At 61.1% G+C, this 14636-nt stretch carries 12 protein-coding genes; 10 read left to right on the forward strand and 2 right to left on the reverse strand.

Annotated features, from left to right (window positions below):
- The first annotated feature begins 51 nt into the window (after positions 1 to 51).
- The 5 genes from ACXX83_RS22435 (at position 52) to rarD (ending at position 5875) form a co-directional block, all read left to right on the forward strand.
- Positions 52 to 792: a ComFC family protein gene (locus tag ACXX83_RS22435; protein ID WP_458549645.1), complete on the forward strand. Its 741-nt coding sequence runs from the start codon at positions 52 to 54 to the stop codon at positions 790 to 792.
- 63 nt (positions 793 to 855) lie between these two features.
- A complete protein-coding gene (locus tag ACXX83_RS22440; RefSeq protein WP_217836546.1) occupies positions 856 to 1620 on the forward strand; it encodes a TOBE domain-containing protein in 765 nt (254 codons plus the stop codon).
- A 65-nt stretch (positions 1621 to 1685) separates the two neighbouring features.
- On the forward strand, positions 1686 to 3587 hold the full coding sequence (locus ACXX83_RS22445) for a PhoX family protein (RefSeq protein ID WP_458549646.1): 1902 nt from the start codon (positions 1686 to 1688) through the stop codon (positions 3585 to 3587).
- 209 nt (positions 3588 to 3796) lie between these two features.
- A complete protein-coding gene (locus ACXX83_RS22450) occupies positions 3797 to 4771 on the forward strand; it encodes a serine/threonine protein kinase (protein WP_015097103.1) in 975 nt (324 codons plus the stop codon).
- 216 nt (positions 4772 to 4987) lie between these two features.
- Entirely contained in the window at positions 4988 to 5875 is an 888-nt protein-coding gene (gene rarD, locus ACXX83_RS22455; RefSeq protein ID WP_095964118.1) for an EamA family transporter RarD, read from the forward strand.
- A gap of 215 nt (positions 5876 to 6090) precedes the next feature.
- Here rarD and ACXX83_RS22460 read toward each other — a convergent pair whose 3' ends face one another.
- Positions 6091 to 6609, reverse strand: a complete 519-nt coding sequence (locus ACXX83_RS22460; RefSeq protein ID WP_008048231.1) for a glycine cleavage system transcriptional repressor — start codon at positions 6607 to 6609, stop codon at positions 6091 to 6093.
- A 567-nt stretch (positions 6610 to 7176) separates the two neighbouring features.
- Between ACXX83_RS22460 and ACXX83_RS22465 the strand changes: the two genes are divergently transcribed.
- Complete coding sequence (locus ACXX83_RS22465; protein ID WP_458549647.1) at positions 7177 to 9354, forward strand: malate synthase G; 2178 nt, start codon at positions 7177 to 7179, stop codon at positions 9352 to 9354.
- Between the two features lie 180 nt (positions 9355 to 9534).
- Here the strand turns inward: ACXX83_RS22465 and ACXX83_RS22470 are convergent, their stop codons facing one another.
- Positions 9535 to 9981: a response regulator gene (locus tag ACXX83_RS22470; RefSeq protein WP_217836550.1), complete on the reverse strand. Its 447-nt coding sequence runs from the start codon at positions 9979 to 9981 to the stop codon at positions 9535 to 9537.
- A gap of 253 nt (positions 9982 to 10234) precedes the next feature.
- Between ACXX83_RS22470 and ACXX83_RS22475 the strand changes: the two genes are divergently transcribed.
- From ACXX83_RS22475 to ACXX83_RS22490, 4 genes are all read left to right on the forward strand, one after another.
- Positions 10235 to 12175, forward strand: coding sequence for a putative nucleotidyltransferase substrate binding domain-containing protein (locus ACXX83_RS22475; RefSeq protein WP_217836551.1), 1941 nt, complete (start codon positions 10235 to 10237; stop codon positions 12173 to 12175).
- Entirely contained in the window at positions 12172 to 12879 is a 708-nt protein-coding gene (locus tag ACXX83_RS22480; RefSeq protein ID WP_458549648.1) for a 3'-5' exonuclease, read from the forward strand. The genes ACXX83_RS22475 and ACXX83_RS22480 overlap by 4 nt, the downstream gene beginning before the upstream one ends.
- A 194-nt stretch (positions 12880 to 13073) precedes the next feature.
- Positions 13074 to 13592: an RNA polymerase sigma factor gene (locus ACXX83_RS22485; RefSeq protein WP_217836553.1), complete on the forward strand. Its 519-nt coding sequence runs from the start codon at positions 13074 to 13076 to the stop codon at positions 13590 to 13592.
- Complete coding sequence (locus ACXX83_RS22490; RefSeq protein ID WP_217836554.1) at positions 13589 to 14563, forward strand: FecR domain-containing protein; 975 nt, start codon at positions 13589 to 13591, stop codon at positions 14561 to 14563. Before ACXX83_RS22485 ends, ACXX83_RS22490 begins: the two co-directional genes overlap by 4 nt.
- Positions 14564 to 14636: the final 73 nt, after the last annotated feature.

A 14636-nucleotide genomic window follows, 5' to 3' on the forward strand; every position in this document is an offset into this window, starting at 1 on the left:
TGGAATGTCACAGCCGCCTCACAGATATTTCGGCATATTTAAGGAAGAGCGATGCGCTGTCAACCACAGTACAAAGGACAGGTTTACATCTGGTCAAAAAACAAACAGCCGTGTCTTTTGTGCGATGAACCCGCCGACGGCATCGTCCCTGTCTGCACGGCCTGTGAAACCGAGTTGCCCTGGCTGGGCGATCACTGCCGTACCTGCGCCCTGCCACTTCCGGCCGCGGGCCTGACCTGCGGCCATTGCCTGAAGCAGCCACCGGCCTTCGAACACGTGATCGCCCCCTGGACCTACAGCTTTCCGGTTGACAGCCTGATCACCCGCTTCAAACACAACGCAAAGTGGCCGTTTGGCCGCTTAATCGCAGAACTTCTCGCTCAATACCTGCAACATCGCTTCGAAGACGATCTGCAGCGACCCGATGCGCTGATTCCGGTACCGCTGGCCACCCGACGCCTGCGCAAGCGCGGGTTCAACCAGGCGGCGATGCTGGCCCACTGGTTGAGTGACGCACTGAGCATTCCGTGCGACGAACGGTTGCTGCTGCGAACCCAGGACACCGATGCCCAACAGGCCTTGAATGCCCAAGCGCGCCGCAAGAACTTGCGCAACGCTTTCACCCTGATACCCGATGCTGCCGTCAAAGGCCGGCACCTGGCCCTGATCGACGACGTCCTCACCACCGGTGCCACGGCCCAGGCCCTGGCCTGGCTGTTGATGGACGCCGGTGCCGCGAGGGTCGACGTCTATTGCCTGGCCCGCACGCCCAAACCCGGCGAGACACCCTGACTTGACTCACGCGTGCCAAGCCGCCACCGTCCTCTGCATCGCCACCACCCAAAGCGACTTGCCATGTCTTTGCCCACCTTGTTGTCCCAGCACATTGTCCGCCGTCCGCAGCGCATCGCCCTGCTGCAGCACATCGCCGAACAAGGCTCGATCACCCGCGCGGCAAAAAGTGCGGGGCTGAGCTACAAGGCTGCCTGGGATGCCATTGATGAGCTGAACAACCTGGCGCAGAAGCCGTTGGTGGAGCGGATTGTCGGCGGCAAGGGCGGTGGCGGTGCCCGCCTCTCCATAGAAGGCGAGCGGGTGCTGCGGCTGTACCAGAAGTTGCAAGCCTTGCAGGCCCAGGTGCTGGAAGCCGCTGAAGATGCCAGCGACCTCGACCTGCTCGGGCGCTTGATGCTGCGCACCAGCGCGCGCAATCAGTTACACGGCAAGGTAATGGCTATCGAGTCCCAGGGACGCAACGACCTGATTCGCCTCGAGGTCGCCGAAGGCTTGATCGTCGATGCGCAAATCACTCACGACAGCACCGAGCGCCTGGAGCTGCAAATCGGCACCGAAGTGGTGGCCTTGATCAAGGCCGGCTGGCTCGATGTGCTGGAGGTCGATTCAGCCGAAACGCCGGGAAACAATTGCCTGAAAGGCACCATCGAGAAGATTCTCGACGCCGACGATGGCCCCAGCGAAGTGCGCATCACCCTGCCTAACGGCCTGACCCTGTGCGCACTGGACGAACCAACGCATCTGCAGGCATTGGGGCTGACCTGCGGCAAACCCGTGCGCGTGGAGTTTTCGCCCTCCAGGGTTCTGCTGGGTACGCCGCTTTAAGCAAACTGCAACAAAAGGTTCATTACTCATCATTAAGGTGTCTGCAAAACCGCAGGGAGCCTGAAATGAGCCTATTAGAAGAAACCCAATCCACCGACCTGGAAACCATGGTCGGCCTCAGTCGTCGCAGCTTCATCAGCGCAGGTGCCCTGTGCGGCGCGGCGATGTTCCTCGGCGGCAACCTGCTGAGCCGCAGCGTGATGGCCGCCAGCGTAAGCGCCGGTAACAGCCAGTTGCTGGGCTTTGACAGCATTGCCGCCGCCACCAGCGACGCCATCACCCTGCCACCGGGCTACAAGTCCTCAGTGCTGATCAGTTGGGGCCAGCCCCTGCACAAGGACGGCCCGGCGTTCGACCCGAGCGGCAACGGCAGCGCCGAGCATCAGGAAGCCCAGTTCGGCGACAACAACGATGGCATGAGCCTGTTCGAATTTCCGGGTGAAAAAGACCGGGCGCTGATGGCGATCAACAACGAATACACCAACTACCGCTACCTCTACGCCCACGGCGGCATGCCGCAATCGGCGGAGGACGTGCGCAAGGCGCTGGCCTGCGAAGGTGTGTCGGTGATTGAAGTGCAGCGCAAGAACGGCCAATGGCAATTCGTCCAGGGCTCGCGCTACAACCGCCGCATTCACGGCAATGCGCCGATCACCCTGAGCGGCCCGGCCGCCGGTCATGCCCTGCTGAAAACCAGCGCCGATCCCCACGGCAAGAACGTCCTCGGCACCTTCCAGAACTGCGCCAACGGCAAGACGCCGTGGGGCACCTATCTGACCTGTGAAGAAAACTTCACCGACTGCTTCGGCAGCAGCAACGCCGAGCAGAAGTTCGACCCGGCGCAAAAACGCTACGGCGCGGTGGTGACCAGCAAAGAGATCAACTGGCACCAACACGACGAGCGCTTCGACCTGGCCAAGAACCCCAACGAACTCAACCGTCACGGCTGGGTGGTCGAAATCGATCCGTTCGATCCGCAGTCGACGCCGGTCAAACGCACTGCCCTGGGCCGCTTCAAACACGAAAACGCCGCCCTGGCCGAAACCGACGATGGCCGTGCCGTGGTGTACATGGGCGACGATGAGCGCGGAGAGTTCATCTACAAATTCGTCAGCCGCGACAAGATCGACCACAAGAACCCCAAGGCCAACCGCGACATTCTCGATCACGGCACCCTCTATGTGGCGCGTTTCGATGCAGGGGACGGCAACGCCGATCACCCGAAGGGCCAGGGTGAATGGATCGAACTGACCCATGGCAAAAACGGTATCGACGCCAGCAGCGGCTTTGCCGATCAGGCTGAAGTGCTGATCCACGCGCGTCTCGCCGCCAGTGTGGTGAAAGCCACGCGCATGGACCGCCCGGAATGGATCGTGGTCAGCCCCAAGGATGGCCAGGTCTACTGCACGTTGACCAACAACGCCAAGCGCGGCGAAGACGGGCAACCGGTGGGCGGACCGAACCCGCGGGAGAAGAACGTCTACGGCCAGATCCTGCGCTGGCGCACCGAGCGCGACGATCACGCCTCACACACCTTTGCCTGGGACCTGTTTGTGGTGGCCGGCAACCCGGTCGCACATGCCGGGACGCCAAAGGCCGGCTCGTCGAACATCACGCCGCAGAACATGTTCAACAGCCCGGACGGTTTGGGCTTCGACAACGCCGGCCGCTTGTGGATCCTGACCGACGGCGATGTGAGCAACACCGGTGACTTTGCCGGCATGGGCAACAACCAGATGCTCTGCGCTGATCCGGCGACCGGCGAGATTCGCCGCTTCATGGTCGGGCCGGTGGGCTGTGAGGTGACCGGGATCAGCTTCTCGCCGGACCAGAAAACCCTGTTCGTCGGGATCCAGCACCCGGGTGAAAACGGTGGCTCGACCTTCCCCGAGCATCTGCCCAATGGCAAGCCGCGGTCTTCGGTGATGGCCATCTCGCGTGAAGATGGCGGGATCGTCGGCGCCTGATCCGGCCTCTTCGCGGGCAAGCCCGCTCCCACATTGGATTGTCGGTGTGCATGCGATCGGCGGCACACCGAAGATCTCCTGTGGGAGCGGGCTTGCCCGCGAAGGCGTCAGCCCGGACACTACACTTCTCAAGCCCAACCACTAAAACCGCGCCGTCTGCGCTACCATGCCTGGCCGGACGCAGCAGCCTGCTGCGCGCAGGAGTCAGCATGGCCCACCCGTTTGAAACCCTTACGCCAGACCTCGTGCTCGATGCCGTCGAAAGCATCGGCTTTCTCAGCGACGCGCGCATCCTGGCGCTCAACAGCTACGAGAACCGCGTCTATCAGGTCGGTATCGAAGACGCCGAGCCGCTGATCGCCAAATTCTACCGGCCGCAACGCTGGAGCAACGAAGCGATTCTGGAAGAACACCAGTTCACCGCCGAACTCGCCGACTGCGAGGTGCCGGTGGTGGCGCCGTTGATCCACAACGGTGAAACCCTGCACGAACACAGCGGTTTCCGTTTTACCCTGTTCCCCCGCCGCGGCGGCCGCGCACCGGAGCCGGGCAACCTCGATCAACTGTATCGCCTGGGCCAGTTGCTCGGACGCCTGCACGCGGTCGGCTCGACCCGGCCGTTCGAGCACCGTGAAGCGCTGGCGGTGAAAAACTTCGGCCATGACTCGCTGGCCACGTTGCTCGACGGCAACTTCATCCCCCGCAGCCTGCTGCCGGCCTACGAGTCGGTGGCCCGAGATCTGCTCAAGCGTGTGGAAGATGCCTACAGCAACACGCCACACCAGAACATCCGCATGCACGGTGACTGCCACCCCGGCAACATGATGTGCCGCGACGAGATGTTCCATATCGTCGACCTCGACGACTGCCGCATGGGCCCGGCGGTACAGGACATCTGGATGATGCTCGCCGGTGATCGCCAGGATTGCCTGAGCCAGTTGTCGGAACTGATGGATGGCTACAACGAATTCCACGACTTCGACCCGCGTGAACTGGCGCTGATCGAACCCTTGCGCGCCCTGCGTTTGTTGCACTACAGCGCCTGGCTCGCCCGTCGCTGGGACGATCCGGCGTTCCCCCGCAGTTTTCCGTGGTTCGGCACCGAGCGTTATTGGGGAGATCAGGTGTTGGCTCTGCGCGAACAACTGGCGGCGCTCAATGAAGAGCCACTAAAACTCTTCTGACCCACCCTGCCCCCCTGTAGGAGCGGGCCTGCTCGCGAAGAACGCAAGGGCAACGCGTTTATCCAGACAGCACGCGTTATCGTTGACGTCCATCGCGAGCAGGCTCGCTCCTACAGATACCGATGTTCACAAAAGACCTACCTATTCAGTCAGGACATTCGCAGACAAATCTCCTTACAATCCCTTCTTTGTTAGCTGCCTAAGCAAGGATTCTGCATGCAAGCCGCCAACCCGCGTCGCGGGTACATTCTGGGTCTGAGTGCCTACATCATCTGGGGACTTTTCCCCCTCTACTTCAAAGCCATCGCCAGCGTGCCCGCCGTGGAAATCATCATCCACCGGGTGTTGTGGTCGGCGCTGTTCGGCGCCTTGCTGCTGATGGTGTGGAAGCATCCCGGCTGGTGGCGCGAGCTGCGGGAGAACCCGCGACGCCTGGCGATCCTGGCCCTGAGCGGTGCGCTGATCGCGGCCAACTGGCTGACCTACGTCTGGTCGGTGAACAACGGCCGCATGCTGGAGGCCAGCCTCGGTTACTACATCAACCCCTTGGTGAACGTGTTGCTGGGCATGCTGATCCTTGGCGAACGCCTGCGGCGCATGCAGTGGATTGCCGTCGGTCTGGCGGCTGTGGGTGTGGCGCAACAGGTCTGGCAGGTCGGCAGCCTGCCGTGGGTGTCGCTGGTGCTGGCACTGACCTTCGGTTTCTACGGGTTGATTCGCAAGCAGGCACCGGTCAAGGCACTGCCGGGGCTGGTGGTGGAAACCTGGATGCTGGTGCCGATCGCCATTGCCTGGTTGCTGTTCAATCCGACCGCCCACAGCGCTCAGGCCGAGTTCTGGACCACGTCAGAAGCCTGGTGGCTGGTGGCAGCCGGGCCGGTCACGCTGGTGCCGCTGGTCTGCTTCAACGCGGCTGCGCGGCATTTGCCCTACACGACACTGGGCTTTCTCCAGTACCTGGCGCCGACATTGGTGCTGCTGCAAGCGGTGCTGCTGTTTGGCGAGCACCTGTCGTCCAGTACCCTGGTAGCGTTCATGTTCATCTGGGCCGGTCTGGCGGTTTACAGCGTGGATGCGTGGCTGAGTTTGCGCCGCCGCAGCTGATCAAAAAACACACAAACCTCTACAGGCCACGAGTTCCGTGGCCTGCATCATTCCTTCCCAAGGTTATCCACAGCGTGATCCCCGCCGATTGTGCGCAAGTGGCTGTAACTGCTGGTTTTTTGATCAGTTCCTGAAGAACCCCGGCCGGCGTGGCCTGGCGGGGTGTCTCTACAGGTTATCCACAGGCCGGTGCACGTTTAACTTGGATAACCTGATTAGGGCTCACTGCGCAGCACCAATTCGACCATCAGATCGTCGGCCAGGGTTTCCAGGCGCGATTGCAGTACGTCCAGCGACAGCGTCAGCGGAACGGCAAGAATCGCTTCGGCATGGAACAACGGCTCGCTGCTCATCGGTGCCGGGCGCACTTCGGTAACCAACCGTTCCAGACTCACCCCCTGCTCGCTCAACAAGCGTGTGATGTCACGCACGATCCCCGGGCGATCATTGCCCACCAGTTCCATCGCGATCGGCTTCCAGGTGCAGGATTGTTCGATACTGCTTTCGGCGATCAATACGCGAATGCCCAGGGTGGACAAGCCTTGCAGGGCATCGACCAGTTCGTCATAGGCCTCGGCCGGTACCCCCACCCGCAGAATGCCGGCGAATTGTCCGGCCATGCGCGACATGCGGCTTTCCAGCCAGTTGCCGCCGTGCTCGGCAATGCATTGGGCAATGCGCTCGACTTGCCCGGGCTTGTCCGGTGCGAAAACGGTGAGTACGAGGTGGTCCATGGCGCAGCCCTCTGGTCATGATTTTCGTTACAGAGAACCAAGTATAGGCAAGGGTTGGAAGGTGCCTGGGCAGATCCGGAATCAAAGGTGTATCGACTGCCCCCTTCGCGGGCAAGCCCGCTCCCAAAGGGTCATGCGCTGTCCTTGTGGGAGCGGGCTTGCTCGCGAATGGGTGCACCGCCGATCTGACTGACCCAACAAATCGTGTACAACTTTTGATATTTAACTGGAACAATCCACTGGTTTTTTGAGAACATCCTGCTTCGCGCCGTGACCGCAATGCGTCATGGGGTCGCAGAACGACGTGATTAGTCTAATTTTCACAACCGCAATTCATCATGTAGTATGCCGCAGCGCGCACTACATAACGTTGGATCGATGTCTGCCGCCGGCACGTTCGCAACCCTGAAAGCCCTGTCAGCAAGGCCCCAAGCCGTTGATTGGTCCCAACCCAGCCGCCCGTCATGGGCATGTACTGGCAGAGGGGTTTGTGGTTTAAATGGCCAAGGCTTCATTGTTAATTTGAAGAGCTGAAAAGCGAAATAGCTGAGCAGAGTGAGGCAAGCAATGACTGAACACGTTCAAGTCGGTGGCCTGCAGGTCGCCAAAGTCCTGTTCGACTTCGTGAACAACGAAGCCATTCCCGGTACCGGCCTCACCGCCGATAAGTTCTGGGCCGGTGCCGACAAGGTCATCCATGACCTGGCCCCGAAGAACAAAGCCCTACTCGCCAAACGCGATGATTTCCAGGCTCGTATTGATTCCTGGCACCAGGAACGTGCCGGTCAGGCGCGCGACGCCGCGGCCTATAAAGCCTTCCTGCAAGACATCGGTTATCTGCTGCCAGAAGCGGCCGATTTCCAGGCAACGACGCAAAACGTCGATGACGAAATCGCCCGCATGGCCGGCCCGCAGCTCGTGGTGCCGGTGATGAACGCCCGCTTCGCGCTCAACGCCTCGAACGCCCGCTGGGGTTCGCTGTACGACGCGCTCTACGGCACCGACGCCATCAGCGAAGCCAACGGTGCGGAAAAAGGCAAAGGCTACAACAAGGTGCGCGGTGACAAGGTCATCGCCTTCGCCCGTGCCTTCCTCGACGAAGCGGCGCCATTGGCGGCCGGCTCCCACGTCGATTCCACTGGCTACAAGATCGTCGATGGCAAACTGGTGGTTGCCCTTAAAGGCGGCAGCAACACCGGCCTGCGCAACGACGCTCAACTGATCGGCTTCCAGGGTGATGCCGCGGCACCGACCGCGATCCTGCTGAAAAACAACGGCCTGCATTTCGAAATCCAGGTCGACGCCAGCACCCCGGTCGGCCAGACCGACGCGGCCGGCGTCAAAGACATCCTGATGGAAGCCGCACTGACCACCATCATGGACTGCGAAGACTCGGTTGCCGCCGTCGACGCCGATGACAAAGTGGTGATCTACCGCAACTGGCTCGGCCTGATGAAGGGCGATCTGTCGGAAAGCGTCGCCAAGGGCGGTCAGACCTTTACCCGTACCATGAACGCCGACCGCACCTACACCGCGGTCGATGGCAGCGAACTGAGCCTGCACGGTCGTTCGTTGCTGTTCGTACGCAACGTTGGTCACCTGATGACCATCGACGCGATCCTCGACAAAGATGGCAATGAAGTGCCGGAGGGCATTCTCGATGGCCTGGTGACCTGCCTGTCGGCGATCCACAACCTCAACGGCAACAGCTCCCGCAAGAACAGCCGCACCGGCTCGGTCTATATCGTGAAGCCGAAGATGCACGGCCCTGAAGAAGCCGCGTTCACCAATGAGTTGTTCGGTCGCATCGAAGACGTGCTGGGCCTGCCACGCAATACCCTGAAAGTCGGGATCATGGACGAGGAGCGTCGTACCACGATCAACCTCAAGGCCTGCATCAAGGCGGCGAGCGAGCGTGTGGTGTTCATCAACACCGGTTTCCTCGACCGCACGGGCGATGAAATCCACACCTCCATGGAAGCCGGCCCGATGGTGCGCAAGGCGGACATGAAGGCGGAAAAATGGATCGGCGCCTACGAGAACTCCAACGTCGATATCGGTCTGAGCACCGGCCTGCAAGGTCGCGCGCAGATTGGTAAAGGCATGTGGGCCATGCCGGACCTGATGGCAGCGATGCTCGAACAGAAAATCGCTCACCCGCTGGCCGGTGCCAACACTGCCTGGGTACCTTCGCCGACCGCCGCTGCACTGCACGCACTGCACTACCACAAGGTTGACGTGTTCGCCCGGCAGGCCGAACTGGCCAAACGTGCCCATGCATCGGTAGACGACATCCTGACCATCCCGCTGGCGGTGAACCCGCAGTGGACCGCCGAACAGATCAAGAACGAACTGGACAACAACAGCCAGGGCATTCTCGGTTACGTGGTGCGCTGGATCGACCAGGGCGTCGGTTGTTCGAAAGTGCCGGACATCAATGACGTCGGCCTGATGGAAGACCGTGCCACGCTGCGTATTTCCAGCCAGCACATCGCCAACTGGCTGCGCCATGGCATCGTCACCGAAGAGCAGGTAATGGAAAGCCTCAAGCGCATGGCGCCGGTGGTTGACCGGCAGAACGCCGGCGACTCGCTGTACCGTCCGCTGGCCCCGAACTTCGACAGCAACATCGCCTTCCAGGCGGCGGTCGAACTGGTGGTCGAAGGTACCAAACAGCCGAACGGCTACACCGAGCCGGTCCTGCACCGTCGTCGTCGCGAGTTCAAGGCCGCCAATGGCCTGTAACTGAGCGCCTGCGCCGGACATGAAAAAGCCCTGATCGAAAGATCAGGGCTTTTTTGTTTGATTTGTGGGAGCGGGCTTGCTCGCGAAAGCGGTGCATCTGCCAAAAAATACTCGACTGACACTACGTATTCGCGAGCAAGCCCGCGCCCACAGGGTTTGTGCAGTGTTTACCGGCTTGGACTAAGGCTCCATCCCAAGCTCATGCTTGACCAGCTCCAGCAGCTTGTCGGCGTCAATCGGTTTGAGCAGAAAGTCCACCACACTCAAATGCATCGCGGCGATCGCATCTTTTACGTCGGCATCGCCCGAGACGATGATGACCGGCAACGCCGCCCGTACCGACTCGCGCACCTGTCGGATCAGCTCCAGACCGTCGACATGCCCCATGCGCAGGTCGGTAATCATCAGTCCGATCGAAGGTTTCTCTTCCAGCATCTTGAGTGCCGCTTCGCCACTGGCCGCGCTCAGACAGCGAATACCGTCCAGTGCCAGGATCCCTGACAGCAGGTCCCGGGCGTCCTTATCGTCATCGACAATCAGCACGCGTTGCGGTGGCAGGTCAGGTTCCAGCATGACGGCACTCAGCGCTTCGCGCTCGGCGTCGCTCAAAATATCGTGGTCGGACATGGCGTTCTCTACATGTTCTATTCAATTCCCTAGCACAGTTATGAGACATCGCTAAGCTGACCACCAATGTGCACTCCGACACATAATTTTCCAATAGGGGGGCCGAGAGGTTTTTCGCACACTTGTGTAGGATTTTTCCGACATTTCAGGGCGCTAACGGCCTACCTAGACTTACGTCCAATGGGCACCCCGGTTACAGGGGGCGACCATGTCCGGGTCATCCGACTACAACAATTCAAAAAAGACTGCGGTAATGGTTATGAGTAAAGCGGACGCCTTCACACAGGCAGGGAAAACCGCGGTGTTGCAGAACATCCAGGGCACGTTGCAATTCCTTCAGCGCTTCCCGCCTTTCAACCAGATGGAACACGCGCACCTGGCGTATCTGGTCGAGCAATGTCAGCTGCGCTTTTACGCCCCCGGCGAGAGCATCATCAAACCCGCCGACGGCCCGGTCGAGCACTTCTATATCGTCAAGCAAGGCCGGGTCGTGGGCGAGCGTCCGGATACGGCAAAAGGTGGCATCGAAACAGTCTTCGAAATCGCCACCGGTGAATGTTTTCCCCTCGCGGCGTTGCTGGGTGAACGGGCCACCCGTACCGAGCACCTCGCCGGCGAAGACACCTTTTGCCTGCAGCTGAACAAGCCGGCATTCATCCGCCTGTTTTCGCTATCGGACACCTTCCGCAACTTCGCCCTGCGCTGCGTCAGCAGCCTGCTGGATCAGGTCAACCAGCAAGTGCAGCAAAAAGCCGTGGAAACCCTCGGCACCCAATATTCGCTCAATACCCGACTGGGTGAATTGGCCATGCGCCACCCGGTGTCATGCGCCCCGCAGACACCTTTGCGTGAAGCCGTGACGTTGATGCACGAACAACAGGTCGGCAGCATCGTGGTGGTCGATGAACTCAAGGCTCCATTGGGGATTTTCACCCTGCGCGACCTGCGTCAGACCGTGGCCAACGGCAGCAGTGATTTCAACGAAGCCATCGAAGGGCACATGACCCGGGCGCCGTTTTTCCTGTCGCCGGACCACAGTGCATTCGACGCGGCGATTGCCATGACCGAGCGTCACATCGCCCATGTCTGCCTGGTCAAGGACCAACGCTTGTGCGGCGTGGTTTCCGAGCGCGATCTGTTTTCCCTGCAACGGGTCGACCTGGTGCACCTGGCGCGCACCATCCGCAACGCACCGAAGGTGGAAAACCTGGTGGCGCTGCGGGGCGAAATCGGCCAACTGGTCGAGCGCATGCTGGCCCATGGCGCGTCTTCGACGCAGATCACCCACATCATCACCCTGCTCAACGATCACACCGTGTGCCGGGTGATCGAACTGACCCTCGCCGAAAGAGGTGATCCCGGCGTGCCATTCAGTTGGCTGTGCTTCGGCAGTGAAGGCCGTCGCGAGCAGACCCTGCACACCGATCAGGACAACGGCATTCTGTTCGAAGCCAGGGATGCAGCCCATGCCGCCGAGATACGCGGCAAGTTGTTGCCCATCGCCCAGCAGATCAACCAGAGCCTGGCGCTGTGCGGCTTCACCTTGTGCAAGGGCAATATCATGGCCGGCAACCCCGAGCTGTGCCTGTCCCGGGCCGAATGGGCGCGGCGCTTTGCGGCGTTCATCCGCGAGGCCACCCCGGAGAACCTGCTGGGTTCGAGCATCTATTTCGATTTGCGCGTGGTCTGGGGCAGCGAGCAAGGCTGCGAGCAGTTGCGTCGGGGCATTCTCGATCAGGTCGGTGACAACCGTTTGTTCCAGCGCATGATGGCCGAGAATGCGCTGCGCAATCGCCCGCCCGTAGGGCGTTTGCGCGAGTTCGTGCTGACGCGCAAAAATGGCGAGAAGGCCACCCTGGACCTGAAGATCCAGGGCTTGGCTCCGTTTGTCGATGGCGCCCGACTGCTGGCCCTGGCCCATGGCATCGAGGCCAATAACACGCTGGAGCGTTTTCGCCAATTGGTCGCCAAAGAGATCATCGAACCCCTGGACGGCGCCGCGTACGAAGAGGCCTATCACTTCATCCAGCAAACCCGCATGCAGCAACATCAATTACAGACCCGGGAGAATTTTCCCTACTCGAACCGGGTCGATCCCGACAGCCTCAATCACCTGGACCGACGCATCCTGCGTGAGTCCCTGCGTCAGGCCCAACGCCTGCAGAGCAGCCTGACCTTGCGGTATCAGTTATGAGCCTGTTTTCATGGCTGCGCCCGCCGAGCCCCACCCTGCCCGCCGACCTGCAACATCGCCTGGAACGCTTGCCGGCCGTTCCCGCCTTGGGCGAATGCAGCCTGCGTGAACAGCGCTGGGTGGTGCTCGATCTGGAAACCACCGGGCTGAACCTGAACAAAGACCATGTGCTTTCGATTGGCGCGGTAGCGATCGAGGACGGGGCCATCGACTTTCGCCAGCAGTTCGAACGCACCTTGCAATATCCGCAAGTAAAACTCGGCCCCAGCGTGCTGATCCACGGCATTGGCCCCAGCGCCATTGCGGCGGGCAGCGATCCCGCAGAAGCGCTGCTCGACCTGATGGAGTACCTCGGTGACAGTCCGGTACTGGCCTTCCACGCGCCGTTTGACCAGCACATGCTCGGCCGTGCGCTGAAAGATCATCTGGGTTTCAAGATGCAGCATCCGTTTCTGGACGTGGCGGACATTGCACCGCTGCTATGCCCCCAGGCGCACTTTCGCGAGGCCGGGCTGGACGACTGGATCGACTGGTTCAAACTCGAAGTCTTCGAACGTCACCACGCCAGCGCCGACGCCCTGGCCACCGCTGAACTGGCGCTGATCCTGTTCAGCCGCGCGCGGCAGCAGCAGATTCATAGCCCGCTGAATTTGCAACAGCGCTTGAGTCAGTGGAAGCGGCGGCAACAAGCCCCGTCCTTCTAGTCTTCGGCGCCTGCTCTGGCCTCATCGCGGGCAAGCCCGCTCCCACAGGAGTACCGAACCCCCTGTGGGAGCGGGCTTGCCCGCGATGAACGATGACGCGGTCTCCCGACCAACGCCGATTGCGGACCACCCCCGCCTCTGCCACAATCGCGAACAATTCTCGTTAGTTAACACTTCCCAAGCGGTGATGCGGCGTGTCGTCAGTCCCAAGCCCTCAAAGTGAACTCGTCGGTGCGTTATATCGCGACCATCGCGGTTGGCTATTGGCCTGGCTTCGACGCAATGTCGCCTGCCCACAGCGGGCCGAAGACCTGAGCCAGGACACGTTCGTGCGCTTGCTGGGCCGCGAGGAACTGAAGGAACCACGCGAACCGCGGGCATTCCTGGTGGCCATCGCCAAGGGCCTGCTGTTCGACTATTTCCGTCGCGCCGCGCTGGAGCAGGCTTACCTCACCGAGCTGATGCTGATTCCCGAAGCCGAACAACCGTCGGCGGAAGAACAGCAGATGATCCTCGAAGACCTGAAAAACATCGACCGTTTGCTCGGCAAGCTTTCCACCAAGGCCCGGGCGGCGTTCCTCTACAACCGTCTCGACGGTCTTGGCCACGCAGAAATCGCCGAGCGCCTGGGGGTATCGGTGCCGCGAGTACGCCAGTACCTGGCCCAGGGCATTCGCCAGTGCTATATCGCGCTATATGGTCAGCCGACATGAACCCGCTCGGTTCCAAACCGGTATCGGCCAACGTGCTGGACGCAGCGATTGCCTGGCAGTTGTCCATGGATGGCGCCAACCCGGTAGAGCGCGAAGAATTCGCCAAGTGGCACGCTGCCCACGAAGAGCACGCCCGTGCCTGGCGCCAGTTGGGCATGCTCGACCAACGCTTCAGCGCAGCCAGTGGCCCGGCTCGCACTGCCCTGCTGCAATCGCGCGAAGGCATCCGCCGACGGGTGCGCAAACTCGGCAATGGCGTGGCGAGCGTGGTGGCCGTGATCGGCCTGGCGCTATTTGCCGGGCCACGTTACCTGCCGATCGATTACTGGCTGGCCGACCAGCGCACCGCTGTTGGCGAGCAGCGCACCCTGCGCCTGGCGGATGGCACGCTGGTCAATCTCAACACCCACAGCGCCCTGGATGTGCGCTTCGATGAGAAGCAGCGGCGCATCGTGCTTCAGGAAGGCGAAATCCTGGTTGAAACCGGTCATGGCGATCCCCGGCCGTTCATCGTCGAAACCCGTGAAGGCAGCATGCGCGCGCTGGGTACGCGGTTTCTGGTCAAGCGTGAAGAAGAAGGCACACGCCTGAGTGTGTTGCAGTCGGCGGTGGCGGTTCACCCCGAGTCCAGCCCGGATGAACAGATTCTGCGCGAAGGCCAGCAGGTGTTGATCCGCAATAACGGCCTGGGTCCGGTTCTGGCCGTCAATTTCGGCGCGGATGCCTGGACCCGCGGCATGCTGGTGGTGGACAACACGCGGCTGGAAGATCTGGTGCATGAAATCGGCCGTTATCGACCCGGTTACACAGGCGTCGCGCCGGAAGTCGCCGACCTGCGCATCACTGGCAGCTTCCCGCTGCGCGATACCGACCTGGCGCTCAATGCCCTGCTGCCGACCCTGCCGGTGCAGATTGAACAGCACACGCAGTGGTGGGTGAAGGTAGTAGCCAAGGCCGAAACAAAGCCCTGAATCCGCACACAGAACCCTTCAATGCTTATTGAATAACTGAATAGAAATTATTTTCATCCAGCCCTATCACTTT

The sequence above is a fragment of the Pseudomonas sp. GNP012 genome, from assembly GCF_054343835.1.